Below are 19,487 nucleotides of genomic sequence, written 5' to 3' on the forward strand. Positions count from 1 at the left end.
GCTGAATCACTTAGTGATGTAGAAGCACTTACGCTTTCCGAATCCAATACAGACGTTGATGTACTCACTGATTCTGAATCACTTACTGATGTACTTGTTGATTCACTCAATGAAGTCGATGTACTTGCACTTTCCGAGTCTGAAACCGATGTTGACGTACTCGCTGATTCTGATTCACTTACTGATGTACTTGTTGATTCACTCAACGAAGTTGAAGTACTTGTACTTTCTGAGTCTGATACAGATGTTGAAGTACTGATTGATTCTGAATTACTCATTGAATTACTTGTTGATTCACTCAATGATGTCGATGTACTTGCACTTGCTGAATCTGAGATTGATGTTGACGTACTTACTGATTCTGAATCACTCACTGATGTACTTGTCGATTCACTTAATGAAGTCGATGTACTTGCGCTTTCGGAATCCGATACAGACGTTGACATGCTCAATGATTCTGAATCGCTCACTGATGTACTTGTTGATTCACTCAACGATGTTGAAGTACTTGTGCTTTCTGAATCCGATACAGATGTTGATGTACTCACTGACTCTGAGTCACTCACTGACGTGCTTGTTGACTCACTTAATGATGTAGAAGTACTTACACTTTCTGAGTCTGACACTGATGTTGACGTGCTCACCGATTCTGAGTCGCTTACTGACGTACTTGTCTATTCGCTTAGTGATGTTGAAGTACTTGCGCTCTCTGAATCCGAGATTGACGTTGATGTGCTTACTGATTCTGAGTCACTTACTGACGTGCTTGTTGACTCACTTAATGAAATTGATGTGCTCTCACTTGCTGAATCTGAGATAGATGCTGAAGTGCTCACTGATTCGGAATTGCTTACTGATATACTTGTCGATTCGCTTAGTGAAGTTGATGTACTTGCACTTTCTGAATCAGAGATTGATGTCGACGTGCTCACTGATTCTGAATCACTTACTGATGTGCTTGTTGACTCACTTAGTGATGTAGAAGCACTTACGCTTTCTGAGTCTGATACTGAAGTCGACGTGCTTACTGATTCTGAGTCGCTTACTGATGTGCTTGCCGATTCACTTAATGAAACTGAAGTACTCGTACTTGCTGAATCGCTTACTGACGCACTCGTTGACTCACTCAATGATGCAGAAGTACTTACTGACTCTGATAACGAGATTGATGTACTTGTTGAGTCACTTAGTGAAGTTGACGTGCTCACTGATTCTGAGTCGCTTACTGAAGTACTTGTCGATTCACTTAATGATGTAGAAGTACTAGCACTCTCTGAATCTGATACTGATGTTGACGTACTCGCTGATTCTGAATCACTTACTGAAGTGCTTGTCGACTCACTTAATGATGTTGAAGTGCTTACAGATTCTGAGTCGCTCACTGACGTTGATGTGCTCACTGACTCTGAATCACTTACTGATGTACTTGTTGACTCACTCAACGAAGTTGATGTGCTCGCACTCTCTGAATCTGATACTGATGTTGACGTACTCACTGATTCTGAATCGCTAACAGATGTGCTTGTCGATTCACTTAGTGACGTTGAGGTACTTGCGCTCTCTGAATCCGATACAGATGTTGAAGTACTTACACTTTCGGAATCTGAGATCGATGTTGACGTACTTACGCTTTCTGAGTCTGACACTGATGTTGATGTGCTTACAGATTCTGAATCACTCACTGATGTGCTTGTCGATTCACTTAATGAAATTGAAGTACTTACACTCTCTGAATCTGATACTGATGTTGACGTACTCACTGACGTGCTTGTTGACTCACTTAGTGATGTTGAAGTACTTACGCTTTCTGAATCACTTATTGACGTACTTGCACTTGCTGAATCCGATACTGATGTTGAAGTGCTCACCGATTCTGAGTTGCTCACTGACGTACTTGTCGATTCACTTAATGATGTAGAAGTACTAGCACTCTCTGAATCTGATACTGATGTTGACGTACTCGCTGATTCTGAATCACTTACTGATGTACTTGTTGACTCACTTAATGAAACTGAAGTACTTGCGCTTTCGAAATCTGAAATTGACGTTGATGTACTAATCGATTCTGAATCACTTACTGACGCGCTTGTTGACTCACTTAATGAAGTCGATGTGCTTGCGCTCTCTGAATCTGATACTGATGTTGACGTACTCGCTGATTCTGAATCACTCACTGACGTACTTGTCGACTCACTTAATGAAGTTGATGTACTTGCGCTTTCGGAATCTGAAATTGACGTTGATGTGCTAACCGATTCTGAGTCGCTCACTGACGTACTTGTTGATTCACTCAACGATGTTGATGTACTCGCTGATTCTGAATCGCTTATCGACGTACTTGTCGATTCACTTAATGAAGCCGATGTACTTGTACTTTCTGAGTCTGATACTGACGTTGACGTGCTGATCGATTCTGAATCGCTTACTGACGTACTTGTTGACTCACTCAATGAAGTTGAAGTACTTGCACTCTCTGAATCTGATACTGACGTTGAGGTGCTCACTGATTCTGAATCACTTACTGATGTGCTTATCGATTCACTTAGTGACGTTGAGGTACTTGCGCTCTCTGAATCCGATACAGATGTTGAAGTACTGATCGATTCGGAATCGCTCACTGACATGCTCGTTGACTCACTTAACGATGTAGAAGTACTTACACTTTCGGAATCTGAGATCGATGTTGACGTACTTACGCTTTCTGAGTCTGAGATAGACGTTGAACTGCTCGCTGATTCTGAGTCAATTACTGACGTACTTGTTGACTCACTTAATGATGTTGAGGTACTTACACTTGCTGAGTCTGACACTGATGTGCTTGTCGATTCACTCAATGAAGTTGAAGCACTTACACTTTCGGAGTCACTTACTGACGCGCTTGTTGACTCACTTAGTGAATTTGATGTGCTCGTACTCTCTGAATCTGATACTGATGTTGAAGTACTGATTGATTCTGAATCACTTACTGATGTGCTTGTCGATTCACTTAGTGACGTTGAAGTACTGGCGCTCTCTGAATCCGATACTGATGTTGATGTGCTCACTGATTCTGAATCGCTTACTGATGTGCTTGTTGACTCACTCAATGAAGTTGATGTACTTACGCTTTCTGAGTTTGACACTGATGTTGATGTGCTCACTGATGTACTTGTCGACTCACTTAATGACGTTGATGTACTTACGCTTTCCGAATCTGAAACAGATGTTGATGCGCTAACTGATTCTGAATCGCTTACTGATGTACTTGTTGACTCACTCAATGAAACTGAAGTACTTACGCTTTCCGAATCTGACACTGATGTTGACGTACTCAATAATTCTGAATCACTCACTGATGTACTTGCTGACTCACTCAATGAAGTTGATGTACTCACACTTGCTGAAGCTGATACAGATGTTGAAGTGCTTACTGATTCTGAGTCGCTTACTGATGTACTTGTTGACTCACTTAATGAAACTGAAGTACTTGCGCTTTCGGAATCTGATACTGAAGTCGACGTGCTCACTGATTCGGAATCGCTCACTGACGTACTTGTTGATTCACTCAACGAAGTTGAAGTACTTGTACTTTCTGAGTCTGATACTGATGTTGAAGTACTGATTGATTCTGAATTACTCATTGAATTACTTGTTGATTCACTCAATGAAGTCGATGTACTTACGCTTTCTGAGTTTGACACTGATTTTGATGTGCTCACTGATTCTGAATTACTCACTGACGTGCTTGTTGACTCACTTAATGAAACTGAAGTACTTACACTTTCTGAGTCTGACACTGATGTTGACGTGCTCACCGATTCTGAGTCGCTTACTGACGTACTTGTCGATTCGCTTAGTGATGTTGAAGTACTCACTGATTCTGAATCACTTACTGATGTGCTTGTTGACTCACTTAGTGAAGTCGATGTGCTTTCACTTGCTGAATCAGAAATTGACGTTGATGTGCTTACTGATTCTGAGTCGCTCACTGATGTACTTGTCGATTCGCTTAGTGATGTTGAAGTACTTGCGCTCTCTGAATCCGAGATTGACGTTGACGTGCTTACGGACTCTGAGTCACTCACAGATGTGCTTGTCGATTCACTTAGTGAAGTTGATGTGCTCGCACTTGCTGAATCTGAGATTGATGTTGACGTGCTTACAGACTCTGAATCACTTACTGATGTACTTGTTGATTCACTTAATGAAGTCGATGTGCTTTCACTTGCCGAATCTGAGATTGATATTGACGTACTCACTGATTCTGAATCACTTACTGAAGTGCTTGTTGATTCGCTCAACGAAGTTGAAGTGCTTACGCTTTCGGAATCTGAGATTGATGTTGAAGTACTTGCTGACTCTGAATCACTCACAGAAGTGCTCGTTGACTCACTTAGTGAAGTCGATGTGCTTGCACTTTCGGAATCTGAGATTGATGTTGACGTACTCGCTGATTCTGAATCACTCACTGATGTACTTGTTGACTCACTTAATGACGCTGAAGTACTTAAACTTTCTGAATCACTTACCGACGTGCTTGTCGACTCACTTAGTGACGTTGAAGTACTTACGCTTTCCGAATCTGAAACAGATGTTGATGTGCTAACCGATTCTGAGTCGCTCACTGACGTACTTGTTGATTCGCTTAGTGATGTTGAAGTACTCGTACTCTCAGAATCTGAAATTGATGTTGACGTACTTGCTGATTCTGAATCGCTTACTGACGTGCTTGTTGACTCACTTAATGAAGTCGATGTACTTGCACTCTCTGAATCTGATACAGCTGTTGATGTACTCACTGATTCTGAGTCACTCACTGACGTACTTGTTGACTCACTTAATGACGCTGAAGTACTTACACTTTCTGAATCTGACACTGACGTTGATGTGCTTACAGATTCTGAATCACTTACTGAAGTACTTGTCGACTCACTTAATGATGTAGAAGTACTTACACTCTCTGAATCTGACACTGATGTCGACGTGCTTACTGACTCTGAGTCACTTACTGATGTACTTGTTGATTCACTTAATGAAGTTGACGTACTTATACTTTCTGAATCGCTTAATGACGTACTTGTTGATTCACTTAATGAAACTGAAGTACTCGTACTCTCAGAATCTGAAATTGATGTTGACGTACTTGCTGATTCTGAATCGCTTACTGACGTGCTTGTTGACTCACTTAATGAAGTCGATGTACTTGCACTCTCTGAATCTGATACAGCTGTTGATGTACTCACTGATTCTGAGTCACTTACTGATGTACTTGTTGATTCGCTCAACGAAGTTGAAGTACTTACACTTTCTGAATCTGATACTGATGTTGACGTACTCGCTGATTCAGAATCGATCACTGACGTACTTGTGGACTCACTCAATGATGTTGAAGTACTTGTACTTTCTGAGTCCGATATTGAAGTCGACGTGCTTACTGATTCTGAGTCGCTTACTGATGTACTTGTTGATTCACTCAACGATGTTGAAGTACTTGTGCTTTCTGAATCCGATACAGATGTTGATGTACTCACTGACTCTGAGTCACTCACTGACGTGCTTGTTGACTCACTTAATGATGTAGAAGTACTTACACTTTCTGAGTCTGACACTGATGTTGACGTGCTCACCGATTCTGAGTCACTTACTGACGTGCTTGTTGACTCACTTAATGAAACTGATGTGCTCTCACTTGCTGAATCTGAGATAGATGCTGAAGTGCTCACTGATTCGGAATTGCTTACTGATGTACTTGTCGATTCGCTTAGTGAAGTTGATGTACTTGCACTTGCTGAATCAGAGATTGATGTCGACGTGCTCACTGATTCTGAATCACTTACTGATGTGCTTGTTGACTCACTTAGTGATGTAGAAGCACTTACGCTTTCTGAGTCTGATATTGAAGTCGACGTGCTTACTGATTCTGAGTCGCTTACTGACGCACTCGTTGACTCACTCAATGATGCAGAAGTACTTACTGACTCTGATAACGAGATTGATGTACTTGTTGACTCACTTAGTGAAGTTGACGTGCTTACGGACTCTGAGTCACTCACAGATGTGCTTGTCGATTCACTTAATGAAGTCGATGTGCTTTCACTTGCCGAATCTGAGATTGATGTTGACGTGCTCACTGATGTGCTTGTTGAGTCGCTTAATGAAGTTGATGTACTTGCGCTTTCGGAATCTGAAATTGACGTTGATGTGCTCACTGACTCTGAATCACTTACTGATGTACTTGTTGATTCACTCAACGAAGTTGATGTGCTCGCACTCTCTGAATCTGATACTGATGTTGACGTACTCACTGATTCTGAATCGCTTACTGATGTACTTGTTGACTCACTCAACGAAGTTGATGTGCTCGCACTCTCTGAATCTGATACTGATGTTGACGTACTCACTGATTCTGAATCGCTTACAGATGTACTTGTCGATTCACTTAGTGACGTTGATGTACTCGCACTCTCTGAATCTGAGATTGATGTTGATGTGCTTACAGACTCTGAGTCACTTAACGACGTGTTTGTTGACTCACTTAATGATGTCGAAGTACTTACACTTTCTGAGTCTGACACTGATGTTGACGTGCTCACTGATTCTGAGTCACTTACAGATGTGCTTGTTGACTCGCTTAATGAAGTTGATGTGCTCACTGATTCTGAATCGCTTAATGACGTACTTGTTGATTCACTCAACGATGTTGAAGTACTTACGCTCTCTGAGTCTGACACTGATGTTGATGTGCTAACCGATTCTGAGTTACTCACTGATGTGCTTGTTGATTCGCTTAGTGAAGTCGATGTACTCGCACTTTCGGAATCTGAAAGTGACGTTGAGGTACTCACCGATTCTGAGTCGCTTACTGATGTACTTGTTGACTCACTTAGTGATGTTGATGTGCTCGTACTCTCTGAATCTGATACTGATGTTGAAGTACTGATTGATTCTGAATCACTTACTGATGTGCTTATCGATTCACTTAGTGACGTTGAGGTACTTGCGCTCTCTGAATCCGATACAGATGTTGAAGTACTGATCGATTCGGAATCGCTCACTGACATGCTCGTTGACTCACTTAACGATGTAGAAGTACTTACACTTTCGGAATCTGAGATCGATGTTGACGTACTTACGCTTTCTGAGTCTGACACTGATGTTGATGTGCTCACTGATTCTGAGTCACTCACTGATGTGCTTGTCGATTCACTTAATGAAATTGAAGTACTTACACTCTCTGAATCTGATACTGATGTTGAAGTGCTCACCGATTCTGAGTTGCTCACTGACGTACTTGTCGATTCACTTAATGAAGTCGATGTACTTGCACTCTCTGAATCTGAGATCGATGTTGATGTGCTTGCACTTTCTGAATCTGATACTGATGTTGACGTACTCGCTGATTCAGAATCACTTACGGACGTGCTTGTTGAATCACTCAATGATGTTGAAGTACTTACACTTTCTGAGTCCGATACAGATGTTGAAGTACTGATCGATTCGGAATCACTCACTGAAGTACTTGTTGATTCACTCAATGAAACTGATGTGCTTGCACTTTCCGAATCCGAGATTGATGTCGATGTGCTCACTGATTCTGAATCGCTCACAGAAGTGCTTGTTGATTCGCTTAATGATGTTGAAGTACTCGCACTTTCTGAATCTGATACTGATGTTGACGTACTCACTGATTCTGAGTCACTCACTGATGTGCTCGTTGATTCACTTAATGAAGTTGAAGTACTTACGCTTTCCGAATCTGAAATTGACGTTGAAGTACTCACTGATTCTGAGTCACTCACTGATGTGCTCGTTGATTCACTTAATGAAGTTGAAGTACTTACGCTTTCTGAATCTGAAATCGACGTTGACGTGCTCACTGATTCTGAATCACTCACTGACGTGCTTGTTGATTCACTCAATGAAACTGATGTGCTTGCACTTTCCGAATCCGAGATTGATGTCGATGTGCTCACTGATTCTGAATCGCTCACAGAAGTGCTTGTTGATTCGCTTAATGATGTTGAAGTACTCGCACTTTCTGAATCTGAAATCGACGTTGACGTGCTCACTGATTCTGAATCACTCACTGACGTGCTTGTCGACTCACTCAGTGATGCAGAAATGCTTACTGACTCTGATAATGAAATTGATGTACTTGTTGATTCGCTCAATGAAGTTGAGGTACTTTCACTTTCTGAATCTGATACTGACGTTGACGTACTAAGTGATTCTGAATTACTTATTGACTCTGATAGTGAGAGTGAAATGCTCGTTGATTCGCTTATGGAAGTAGAAATACTTTCGCTTTCTGATTCACTCAATGATGTACTTAATGATGCGCTTGTTGACGCACTTTGTGATGCACTCAACGATGTACTTAATGACGCACTTCTTGAGTTACTGAGTGACGTACTTGTTGATGCACTTATCGATGCGTTCGTTGAGTTACTCAATGATGTACTTGTTACAGGATCATTCCCAGTGACTGCCCCTGTAAAATAGTTTGGCAATGTTGCCCCGGTTTGACTGGCATAAGGTGAGAAAGTCCAATTTAAATCACCGTTAGGGTTAGTAATCGGCACTGACCATTTTGCCATAATGGCATCACCTTTATTAGCATAAGTTCCATTCATAGTAGGTAACCCTTGCCAATAGTAACCACTACCATTACTTTGCATTGGTGTCGTAGCAGGAGCAATTAGATTTTCGTTCGTTGTTGTATAGCCCCCTGTAGTAATAGACTGTGTCACCGCTGACGGTTGTCCATAGCCACTACCTAAATTCAACATTGTTTTAAGACTATCATTCGTATTCTTAACGTTTAACGGGCGATTCAATGGAGCGACTTCCACTGTCGCTGTATTTGGATTGTCATATGATACATAGTACGTGAAGGTTAATGCCGTACCATCACTTGTCACGATCAACTTGTAATAAATTGGCAATTTATACAATGTATCTGTGCCTGTTCCCGTATATGTCTGTGTCACAGGTGCTGTTGCAGCGACAGCAGCAAATGTTGTCGGCGCTGCTCTTAGGCTTAATGAACGTAATGATAACGGTGCTGTACTTTGACTTGTGCTATCAGAGGTTGACAATGATGTCGAAGTCGATGTCGCACTCGTCGAGGTAGCGTCTGTTGATTGGCTACCAGACTTACTGCTTGTTGATGAGGAATCGCTCGTACTCGTGCTTTTTGACGTACTCTCCGAAGAAGTGCTTTGACTTTTGCTATCAGACGATGTACTTTGGCTATCCTTTGTAGACATACTCTGACTATCTGTTGATGCTGATTGACTGTCTTTTGATGACGTACTTTGACTGTTTGTTGATGTCGATTGACTGTCTTTTGTAGACGTGCTTTGGCTATCTGTTGAAGTCTGACGCTCAGATGACGCACTGCTCTCACTTGCAGTAGAAGTTGAAGCATCACTTGTTGCAGACGTTGATGCTTGGCTGTCAGTTGTCGATTGTGATTGTTCAATCGTTACAGACGTTTGATCTCCGACTGTTTGACTTTGCGTCGTAAGTTCTGACGTTACAGGGGCTTCAGAAGCAGCGAAAGCATGTTGATCATGCAACATATTAACGGTAAACATCCCGCCTGTTAAGGCAGTTGTTTTCAATGCGTTTCTTTTGATGAATCCACCGATATTTTGTAGTCCCTCATCTTCTTTTTCTACTTTCTCCGTTAAAAATGGCAGACCCATTAAACGGAGCAATTGAATTTCCTTAATGCCAGCTTTAACCCAGTTTTTACCGGATTTGTACAATTTCACTCTTGCTTTTTCTTGACCAAAACTTCTTTTAAATTCCCTTAATTTTTTTGTCATTGCAAAACTCCCGTTAATGTATTCGGGAAACTTTTAACCTTCTCTTTATTTCCGAAAAATTATCCCACTACTTTGAAACTAAAAATATACTTTTACATCATATACCCCTTTTAAATTTGGAGCAACTTAAATTTTTTCAAAATTTAGTCGGTTTCTTTATATGGTTTTAATATAAAAAAGATATATACTTGAACGAGTTATTTTTAGTAATCCTTTTCTTTGAAATTGTTCTAGCAATTCAATCTATCGACGTGCTAGAAAAGCTTTATTATCAATTGTCTGAAAATTCTAGCTTCACATAAGTTGCATCCTAATTATTTGATTTTCACAACAAAATTGTCTTGTTTCGTTAATTTTTTTAATCATTAAATAGAAATGACTAATTCAAAAATAATTTTGGTTTGTCCATTTGTCTCATGAACATATTTGAAAACTAATGAAAACATTGTGCTACAGAGATTTGTCACTGTTGAATTTTTTGTTCATGGGTCAAATGCACGATACCTCATCTTGTAATGCACTTAATTTGTCATTTATGTATGTTTGGAACTAAAAATCGTAATAATTAATTGTTGTGTGCTTAAGTGATTTTAAAAATAAACAATTGATTGCTATATTCTATATCTTATTTCTTGTTGTGTCTATATTTTTTTATCATAATATTTTCGAATCATTATCATTTCATTTCGTTAATTCAAGCGTTTTCACACCCTTAAATAAAAGCTTGCATACCCCAAGTAAACATGCCCATTATTATATTTAAATAGGAAGAAAAACTACACTGTTTTTCTGAATTTGAACTGTCGATATTCCTTCTTTAGTTTAAAATAAGTATTTTTTATGAAATCGTTTCATTTAATTACATAATCCTTAAGTGTACAGTTGAATAAATTCAGAAAAACGCTTACAATTTGCATATCACTATCATCTGGTCATCAGATGAGTGTTGAATGTAGTTTGAAAAATTGAAATTCGAGGTGGGAACTATGTTAATGCTTGTGGCATTAAGTGCAGTTATTGTTCCATTCATCTTTTTAGTCTTACTACGTATGTCTGCTTTAGTTGGGATGACGATTAGTGCAGTTGTAGTAACGATTTTAGGAATGTTTGCATGGGGCATCGAAGCTGGCGTCATTGCTGCTTCTTTTTTACAGGGGATACATAAAACGTTAACGATTATCTTAATATTGTTTGGTGCACTCACATTATTAAATACATTGAGAGAAACATCAGCCGTTGATCGTATCAATGCGGGTTTCCAAAATGTATCCGGTGATATGCGTGTACAAGTTATTATTGTGGCGTTTTTATTCGGGTCATTAATCGAAGGGGCTTCAGGTTTTGGTACACCTGCCATGGTAACTGCACCTTTAATGGTGGCTTTAGGGTTCAAACCCTTAACAAGTGTGGCGACCGCGTTGATTGCGGATAGTGTTGCAGTATCATTTGGCGCAGTAGGCACGCCTGTTATTGTTGGCTTAAGTACCTTAAAGAATGCGAATGCCCATTTGTTTTCAGAAACGGCCATTCGTATTACAATGCTTGACTTATTAAGTGGTATTTTAATACCGAGCATTATTGTCATTACAATGATTGTTTTCTTTGGGAAAAGTGATAAATTAAAAGCAATTTTAGAAATTTTACCTTGGACGTTGTTAATTGGTGTTACCTACGTCCTTTCCGCTTTGGCTTATGCGTTATTAACAGGTCCAGAATTTGTTTCTATTTTAAGTTCATTGACAACGATTATTGTTGCAGTGTTCACAGCTAAAAAAGGATGGCTTGTGCCAAAAAATGAATGGAAAGACGCTTTATCTGAAGTTTATGAGTCGAAACCACAAACAACGCATCAAATGAGTTTGCTTTCAGCGTGGTCTCCGTACCTAATTGTTGTTGCTTTACTATTATTGACACGTGTGGTTGCACCCGTTAAGGCATTTACGACATCGGTCTTCAACTTATCATGGAACAACATTTTAGGTTATGAATCGATTTCTTCCAGTTGGGAAGTCTTATATTCTCCAGGAACGATTTTAGTCGTCGCAGCTTTTCTTGCGGTACTCATTCAACGCAAATCAATGAAAAACTTCACGAAAGCGTGTAAAGATTCGATTAAAACCATTCGTATTACAGGAATCACTTTAATCGCGACCCTCGCGATGGTTCACGTCTTTAGTAATTCTGGTATTAACACCAAAGACTTAATCAGTATGCCAGAATACATTGCAAATGGTATGGCGTCAACGTTTGGCCAAATGTGGCTCTTCGTGGCACCTTTCCTTGGCGCTTTAGGTTCTTTCATTACGGGAAGTGCCACTGTTTCAACATTAACTTTTGCTCCTGTTCAAGCGAATATAGCTGCTGCGATTGAAGGGAATACAACTACTGTCCTTGCTGCACAAATTATCGGTGCGGCTGCCGGCAACATGATTTGTGTGCATAACGTAGTTGCGGTGTGTGCGGTAGTAAATATGGCAGGTAAAGAAGGTAGTGTTATCCGTAAAACCTTAGGCCCTGCCCTCCTTTACTGCTTACTCGCAGGTATTAGTGCTTATCTATTTACGACATTTTTCTTATAATATAAAGACATGTAAAAAAGGCGTGTGCGATGATTCGCATACGCCTTTAATATATCACCCGTTTGGGTTGTTGTTGGCAAAAATAAAGAAATGACTCTAGCTGAAATTTCTGATTCACAAAAATGATTCGTCCTCCGACACGAGAACCTTTCATTTTTACATTGTGCAAGCGATGATACCCCTTTGCATCAGCAAAATAGCCCGTGGTGTAGTTCACATCATCAGAAACACACAGCTCTCCCACAACCCCTTCGTTCGATTGAATAATAGAGGCAATAGAAAGCGCATCTCTCACGCGTTCATTCAGAGGTGATTTGGAACTTTGGTGTTGGAAACAAAAATGCGTCACACGACACCCCCGCTCCCCAAAGTTATCTAACCTTTCACCTGTAGTAGCATCGAGAATAATCGCTCCTCGATAACACGTTGGGTTCGTAATATATTGCCATGCTTGCTCCATTGCTTTATCAGTAATTTTCCTATCTAACGCGAGTTGTTTAAAAGTTTGTGATTGTACCTCGATAATAGGTAACGCTTGGAGTTGAACAAGTGGTGAAGTGATTTTTTCAATTTTTAAATTTAAAAAATCAGCGTCTCCATTTTCATGTTGGAAGCCTTTATGAAAATATGCGGCGATGACTTGTTCAATATCCTTCGCTTCACAAATCGTCTCTGCGCCACTGATATGTTGGTTATCTTCTGAAGCACGCATTTTAATACTATACATGAGGGGTGTCTCCTTTTTTGAGTATAGTGTGTAAACGCATAATGTCTTCTTGTTCATGAAATGCACTTAACGACATTCTTAACGCTGGCGTTGCGACTGTCGGTGGTCGAAATAAACTCACCCAAAATCCTGAATCCAGTAACTGACTATGCATCGCTTTGGCAGTATGTACATTTTCATATGTCACCGTTTTAATTGATGTTAAAGTGTGTTCTGTATTTTCATTCATGTCATTAAAGTACTGAATATTTTGATGTAATTGTCTTCTTTCAAAATCTGCGTTTTGAAGAGCCTGAAACTGCTCTTGAATTAAAAACAGATTCATTGTGGGCAAACAATTCGAATAAATGAGGGGGCGTGCGGTATTAATCAACATCTCTCGAATCACATAGGAACATAAAATAAGTCCCCCGTGTGCCCCCATTGCTTTTGATAAACTTGTCGTGACAATATCAATATTTTCATAACCCGTACCGTAGCCTAATCCAAACCCATGGGCATCATCGACAACCAACAGCGTCCCCGGAAATTCTGATTTGAGGCGTCTCAATTGATGAAGATCTGCCATATGTCCATTTGTTGAAAAAATTGTATCCGTCACGATCACTTTCAATTGATGAGGATATTTGGCCATTTCCATTTTTAAACGTGCATAATCTAAATGAGGAAAGACGACCTTTTTGACACGTGCTAACTGAATGCCATCAATAATACTCGCGTGATTCAATGCATCAGAAAAAACGACGACATCCTGCTTTTTAAACATTTGAAAAACCGCCAAATTCACCTCATAACCGCTTCCCAATAAAAGGGCCCCTTCAAATCCATAAGCTTCACTGATGTCTTGTTCAATCTCTGCGTATAATGTCGAATGCCCACTAACCAGTCGAGAACTTCCTAAATGTGCCCCATATTTTTGAATAGCTCGCTCTAACACGTCCATATCTATAGTGCGCTGGCCAAGGCCAAGGTAGTCATTTGAGGTGAAGTTTATCCATGCTTGTCCATCCCGATATAACCTTTGTTTTCGCGCCGTTTCGACTTCCCTCAACTGACGATACTGACCCTGTTGTTGCAACTGTTCTAAATATGATTGAAACTGCATCTTAATCTCCCAAAATATCTTCTAAAACATTTTTAAAAATATGGGTCATTTTTTTAATTTCACGTTTGGACATACTCAGTACAGGCACAAATGTGATGATGTGCTCTAAATTACGAATCATCAATCCTCGTTTTTTACATTCCGCAATGATGCGCTCCACCGTCGCAATGGCGAGTGGCGATTTCTTTTGACGATCTGACACGAGTTCAACCGCAAACATCAACCCTCTCCCTCGCACATTCCCTACATGTGGCAATGTTTCTAATTGTCTTAATTGTCTTTCCAGCACTTTGGACGTTTTTTGAATATGACGAATAAGATGTTTTTCTTTGATCATTTGAATATTTTCGAGCGCCAACGCACAAACGACTTGATTGCCTGTGTAGGTATGACCATGGAAAAACGTTTTTTGCCCATGTGCATCGCTTAAAAACGCATCATAAATCCGTTGAGACGTCACTGTGGCAGCGAGTGGTAAATAACCGCCAGTAATAGCTTTTCCAAGACACATAATATCCGGTTCCACTTGTTCATGCTCACAGGCAAAGAGTTCCGCAGTGCGACCGAATCCTGTTGCCACTTCATCCACAATCATGAGCACGTCATATTGACGACACAATTGTTCTACCCCTTTGAGAAACCCTTTAGGATGTACGAAGAGACCGGTCGCCCCTTGAATAAGCGGTTCCATCACGACGCCCACAATCTCATCACCACGCGTTCTAAGTACACGTTCAATCTGATTTAATACCGCTTCTTTTAAATCTTCTTCTGTGTCATAAGTACTATGATAAAAAGAGGGACAAGTCACTTGAATATTTTCAAAAATCAAATCGTTGAAAATTTGATGAAACGTCTCAATGCCCCCGACACTCACGGAACCTATCGTATCACCGTGATAACCATTTTTAAGCGTGATAAATTTATTCTTTTTGCGATATTTGACGGGGTCGACGTTTTTCCAATATTGATAGGCCATTTTTATCGCAATTTCCACTGCCGCACTGCCTGTATCAGAATAAAACACTTTGCGTAAAGTACGTGGCGTGATATCGACGAGCTTTTCAGCTAATAATATCGATGGAATGTTGGAAGAACCAAGTAATGTTGAATGCGCAATCGATTTTAATTGTTTTTCAATGGCTTTATTCAAACGTTTGTTGTGATGCCCATGAACATTCACCCAAAGTGATGCGTAACCATCAAGATAACGTCGTCCCTTCGTATCATATAAATAGCTCCCTTTCCCTTTTTCGATAATGATGGGATCCTTTTGACGATAGACCCCCATTTGCGTGAAAGGATGCCAAACGTATTCTAAGTTTTTATCGACGAGTGTTTGATGTTTCATGAAAAGTGACCTCCTTGAAATAGTTGAAAATAGTTTCTGGAATATCTGTCATTTTTCCATTTTCAGGAAAGGTGACAATGGGTGTTTTCAAATAGGATTGCAAGGTCAACCGATTGTCCTGTTCGATGACCGTATACGTATAGCGATTCATTAATATGATATTCGGCGGACATTCATGTGTATCTAGATACGATTGATGCACGAGCGTTTCACTAATTGCGCCAAGCTTTGCCGGTACGACACTCAACACAACATCAGCCGTTGCCTTTATCAAGTCTGTTGTCATAAAAAAAGTCTCATTTTCAACATAAATCGGCACAGCAATGCCACCAGCGCCTTCGATGAGTACAACATCATATTGCGTTTCAAGATACGCCAATTTAGAAAGGACTTTATTTAAATCAAACTGTTGATGTGGTTCCTGCTTAAAGGCAAGATGCGGCGACACCGCTTCATGAAAGGTATACAGCCCTGTAAGTTCATAATCTAATCCGCATAACGTGCGATAGGCTTCAAGATCTGGATAAAGCCCTTCCTCCAGTTCTTCAGTTTGAAAAGGTTTAAAAATCACTGTTGAAATCCCTCGATGATTCAACCATTGCCATAATCTTGTCACGACATAAGTTTTACCTACATCTGTATTTGTACCAGTAATAAATATTTTCATCATTTTCACCTATATGTATAAAATAAGTACACTTTAACATCTTAAAACGAACTCCTTTAATTGTAAACCTATTTAAATATTAAGTTTACAATATAGGTGTGCAAATTGATCAATCACCTTTTGTAGCAATTGATTTAAAATCTACTTAGAATTACTCTTAACCTCAAAACCGCTCACACTTTACACCTTCAAAAATTATTGTATAATAACTTTGTTAGGTAAACCTAAATAATTGTGTGGAGGTGCTTAAAATGAGTAAAAGTTTAGAAGATATCAACAACACAGTCAGTTTCGATGACCAAGGGTCCTACCTCTCACGTTTATCAAAGTTTATCGGTCCTGGCCTTTTAGTTGCAGTCGGTTATATGGATCCCGGTAACTGGATCACCTCCATAGGGGGTGGCGCAAGTTATGGCTATATCTTATTATTCGTCATTTTCATTTCGAGTATAAGTGCGATGTTTTTACAATCCATGTGCGCACGTTTAGGTATCGCAAGTGGTATGGATTTAGCACAAGTGACACGTCATATGATTTCTAAAAAAATGGCTGTCATCGCTTGGTTAATTGCGGAACTCGCGATTATGGCAACAGATATTGCAGAAGTCATTGGGAGTACGATTGCCTTAAACTTATTGTTCCATATTCCGTTAATCGTTGGCGCAGTCATTACAATTGCCGACGTATTTTTACTATTGCTCATTATGAAATTTGGATTTAGAAAAATCGAAGCCATTGTCGGCGTTCTGATTTTCACGATTCTCATAATATTTTTATTCGAAGTCTATATGGCTCAACCGGGAGTGAGCGATATTTTAAAAGGGTTTATTCCACAAAAAGAGATCGTTACCCATAATGGTATTTTGTACATGTCTTTAGGAATTATCGGGGCTACAATTATGCCACACAACCTTTATTTACATTCATCAATCGTGCAATCCCGTAAATACGATAGAAACAGTGTCTCCGCTAAAAAGTCGGCCATTCAATTTGCGCAAATCGACTCAAATATTCAGTTGTCTATCGCCTTTGTTGTTAACTGTTTATTGTTAATTTTGGGAGCAGCATTGTTCTACGGCACCAGCCAAGACTTAGGACGTTTTTATGAATTGTATGATGCGCTCAAAACATCACACGTGGCAAGTGCGATTGGTGGTGGCGTGACAAGTACACTTTTCGCAGTCGCTTTACTTGCGGCAGGCCAAAATTCAACCATTACGGGTACATTATCTGGCCAAATCGTTATGGAAGGTTTTATCCATTTAAAAATGCAACCGTGGGTCCGCCGTGTAGTGACACGATTACTCGCCATTCTACCCGTATTTTTTTGTTTATTGATTTACGGGGCAAATGCGCAAAAAATTGAAGATTTATTAGTTTTCACTCAAGTCTTCTTAAGCCTAGCCCTCCCTCTAAGTATGATTCCGCTCATTTTGGCTACAAATAATAAGACAATAATGGGCGACGCATTTATCAACACAAGATGGGTAAATATTGTCGGTTGGCTACTCACTCTAATTCTATGCATATTGAACATCTATTTGATTATAAGTACTCTTATGGAAATGATGTAGAATTCCACTGTATCCCCTTAGAATAGAAAACTAAGGGGAATTTTTAAAATCAAACTTTGACCTTGACTAATTTTGACCTTTGTCTTATAATAAGACTTGTAAGGGATAGGACATCAGTTACCTCCCTTCATCACAACCAGTTTCTTGATATTGACGAAATAATGATAATATGAAGGAGCGATGCTTTATGGCATTCCAAATGAAACCATTTAACAATTCAATTTTTGACATGAATCCAAGTGACTTATTTAGAGACTTTGGACAAGGTTTATTAAATACAAACGACTTTAAAACAGATATTACTGAACGTGACGATGCTTATATCGTGTCTGCTGAATTACCAGGTATGGACAAATCTGATATTAGTGTTGATTTTAACAACAATATTTTAACGATTGCGGCTAGTCATAGTGAAGATAATAAAGAGGAAAATGATGAAGGTGTCATCATTCACCGTGAACGCCATACGTCTAGTGTGAAACGTCAATTTTCATTTAACGATGTGCGTCGTGACAATATTGAAGCTTCTTACGATAAAGGTGTGCTTCACATTACATTGCCTAAAAACCAAAATGAAAATGACTCAAGTTCACGTATTACTATTAACTAAATAATCAAAGCTGAAGTGACTCCCCTCCCACTTCAGCTTTTTTATGTAAAAAAGGGTGAGACGTCAATGTTCTCACCCTTTTCTCTCTATTTTTGTTGTGATTGTGCAGCAAGATAACTGCCCATCACGTTTTGATATCCTGGTAAGTTATTTGTGAGTAACGCGCCAAAACCGTCTGGATCGTTTCTCCAATCACGTTGTAATTCGCTTGCGACGCTGAACCAGTTTGTTAACTGTACGCCCCCTTGTTGCATTCTCATGAGCGCTGCATCTGCGACTTGTTTGCTGACGGTACCTGAGGCATCGACAACTGCGAATACTTCAAATCCTTCATTAATTGCTGAAAGTGCTGGGTGTGCCACACACACGTCTGTCACTACGCCGGCAATGATAATTTGTTTTTTACCTGTTTTCTTAACCGCTTCCACAAAATCTTCATTATCCCAAGCATTGATTTGACCGGGTCTTGGAATTTTAGTAGCATCCGGAAAAATATCTGTAATTTCTTTCATTAATGGCCCATTGGCCCCTTCTTCAAAACTTGTCGTTAAAATAACGGGAAGATCAAAGAATTTCGCCGTTTCTGCCAATGCCACGACATTGTTTTTAAATTCATCTACACCGTAGTCACGAACAAGTGAAGAAATTAATCCAATTTGATGATCGACTAATAATACAACCGCATCATCTTTGTTTAAACGTTGATACAAATCTTGATTTTTTGCCATGGAAAAACCCTCCTGTATCCATGTTCAATATAAATAGTATACCTACTTATGCTTTCATTATCGCAAAATTCACACTTGATGTAAACGCATACACTTATGTTGTATATTTTCTTGAAAACTTGTCATTTTCTAAAAATGGAACTTTTAACTCTACCCATGTTCAGTCTTCAATCAAACGCTTTTCGAATTTTACAGTTTCTCTCGCCCCATTTTCAAAGTTATTGTCATTCGTCAACTTGGGTGTGATGGCCTTCTTATTTCGATACACTTTTCAATATCATTTTTTCCTTTTATAAAACTATGAGATAATTATTGTAATAAATAATGAGGTGAT

At 39.6% G+C, this 19,487-nt stretch carries 10 protein-coding genes and 1 pseudogene; 3 read left to right on the plus strand and 8 right to left on the minus strand.

Features of this window, described 5'->3' with window-relative positions:
- Positions 1–674 precede the first annotated feature (674 nt).
- The 3 genes and pseudogenes from G8Y84_RS11595 to G8Y84_RS11600 all read right to left on the minus strand — a co-directional run.
- Positions 675–8,066, minus strand: coding sequence for a hypothetical protein (locus G8Y84_RS11595; protein ID WP_481864898.1), 7,392 nt, complete (start codon positions 8,064–8,066; stop codon positions 675–677).
- A gap of 953 nt (positions 8,067–9,019) precedes the next feature.
- Complete coding sequence (locus tag G8Y84_RS07770) at positions 9,020–9,463, minus strand: hypothetical protein (RefSeq protein WP_165806250.1); 444 nt, start codon at positions 9,461–9,463, stop codon at positions 9,020–9,022.
- A 217-nt stretch (positions 9,464–9,680) separates the two neighbouring features.
- Positions 9,681–9,812 (minus strand): annotated as a pseudogene (locus G8Y84_RS11600) (KxYKxGKxW signal peptide domain-containing protein); the annotation flags it as partial.
- A gap of 986 nt (positions 9,813–10,798) precedes the next feature.
- Here G8Y84_RS11600 and G8Y84_RS07780 point away from each other — a divergent pair.
- Positions 10,799–12,391, plus strand: coding sequence for an L-lactate permease (locus G8Y84_RS07780; protein WP_037576651.1), 1,593 nt, complete (start codon positions 10,799–10,801; stop codon positions 12,389–12,391).
- A 46-nt stretch (positions 12,392–12,437) separates the two neighbouring features.
- Here G8Y84_RS07780 and G8Y84_RS07785 read toward each other — a convergent pair whose 3' ends face one another.
- Genes G8Y84_RS07785 through bioD form a run of 4 tightly spaced genes read right to left on the minus strand, consistent with a single transcriptional unit; the run spans position 12,438 to position 16,241 of the window.
- A complete protein-coding gene (locus tag G8Y84_RS07785) occupies positions 12,438–13,118 on the minus strand; it encodes a 6-carboxyhexanoate--CoA ligase (protein ID WP_165806251.1) in 681 nt (226 codons plus the stop codon).
- Positions 13,111–14,223, minus strand: a complete 1,113-nt coding sequence (locus tag G8Y84_RS07790) for an aminotransferase class I/II-fold pyridoxal phosphate-dependent enzyme (RefSeq protein WP_165806252.1) — start codon at positions 14,221–14,223, stop codon at positions 13,111–13,113. The genes G8Y84_RS07785 and G8Y84_RS07790 overlap by 8 nt, the downstream gene beginning before the upstream one ends.
- 1 nt (position 14,224) lies before the next feature.
- On the minus strand, positions 14,225–15,574 hold the full coding sequence (gene bioA / locus G8Y84_RS07795; protein ID WP_165806253.1) for an adenosylmethionine--8-amino-7-oxononanoate transaminase: 1,350 nt from the start codon (positions 15,572–15,574) through the stop codon (positions 14,225–14,227).
- Positions 15,549–16,241 (minus strand): dethiobiotin synthase, encoded by a 693-nt coding sequence (gene bioD / locus G8Y84_RS07800; protein WP_165806254.1) that lies wholly within the window; start codon positions 16,239–16,241, stop codon positions 15,549–15,551. Before bioD ends, bioA begins: the two co-directional genes overlap by 26 nt.
- A gap of 251 nt (positions 16,242–16,492) precedes the next feature.
- Here bioD and G8Y84_RS07805 point away from each other — a divergent pair, with 251 nt between their 5' ends.
- Complete coding sequence (locus G8Y84_RS07805) at positions 16,493–17,815, plus strand: Nramp family divalent metal transporter (RefSeq protein WP_105963005.1); 1,323 nt, start codon at positions 16,493–16,495, stop codon at positions 17,813–17,815.
- Between the two features lie 187 nt (positions 17,816–18,002).
- Positions 18,003–18,425, plus strand: coding sequence for an Hsp20/alpha crystallin family protein (locus G8Y84_RS07810; RefSeq protein WP_037576664.1), 423 nt, complete (start codon positions 18,003–18,005; stop codon positions 18,423–18,425).
- 86 nt (positions 18,426–18,511) lie between these two features.
- Here G8Y84_RS07810 and ycaC read toward each other — a convergent pair whose 3' ends face one another.
- On the minus strand, positions 18,512–19,153 hold the full coding sequence (ycaC, locus tag G8Y84_RS07815) for an isochorismate family cysteine hydrolase YcaC (RefSeq protein WP_165806255.1): 642 nt from the start codon (positions 19,151–19,153) through the stop codon (positions 18,512–18,514).
- Between the last annotated feature and the right edge of the window lie 334 nt (positions 19,154–19,487).

It is taken from the genome of Staphylococcus sp. 11511212, assembly GCF_011394755.1.
GTDB classification, from domain to species: Bacteria; Bacillota; Bacilli; order Staphylococcales; family Staphylococcaceae; genus Staphylococcus; species Staphylococcus chromogenes.

Bases quoted from the DNA above. Each gene is read 5' to 3' on its own strand.
- G8Y84_RS07780 (WP_037576651.1), top strand. From the start codon at position 10,799: ATGTTAATGCTTGTGGCATTAAGTGCAGTTATTGTTCCATTCATCTTT.
- G8Y84_RS07785 (WP_165806251.1), bottom strand. From the start codon at position 13,118: ATGTATAGTATTAAAATGCGTGCTTCAGAAGATAACCAACATATCAGT.
- G8Y84_RS07790 (WP_165806252.1), bottom strand. From the start codon at position 14,223: ATGCAGTTTCAATCATATTTAGAACAGTTGCAACAACAGGGTCAGTAT.
- bioA (WP_165806253.1), bottom strand. From the start codon at position 15,574: ATGAAACATCAAACACTCGTCGATAAAAACTTAGAATACGTTTGGCAT.
- bioD (WP_165806254.1), bottom strand. From the start codon at position 16,241: ATGAAAATATTTATTACTGGTACAAATACAGATGTAGGTAAAACTTAT.
- G8Y84_RS07805 (WP_105963005.1), top strand. From the start codon at position 16,493: ATGAGTAAAAGTTTAGAAGATATCAACAACACAGTCAGTTTCGATGAC.
- G8Y84_RS07810 (WP_037576664.1), top strand. From the start codon at position 18,003: ATGGCATTCCAAATGAAACCATTTAACAATTCAATTTTTGACATGAAT.
- ycaC (WP_165806255.1), bottom strand. From the start codon at position 19,153: ATGGCAAAAAATCAAGATTTGTATCAACGTTTAAACAAAGATGATGCG.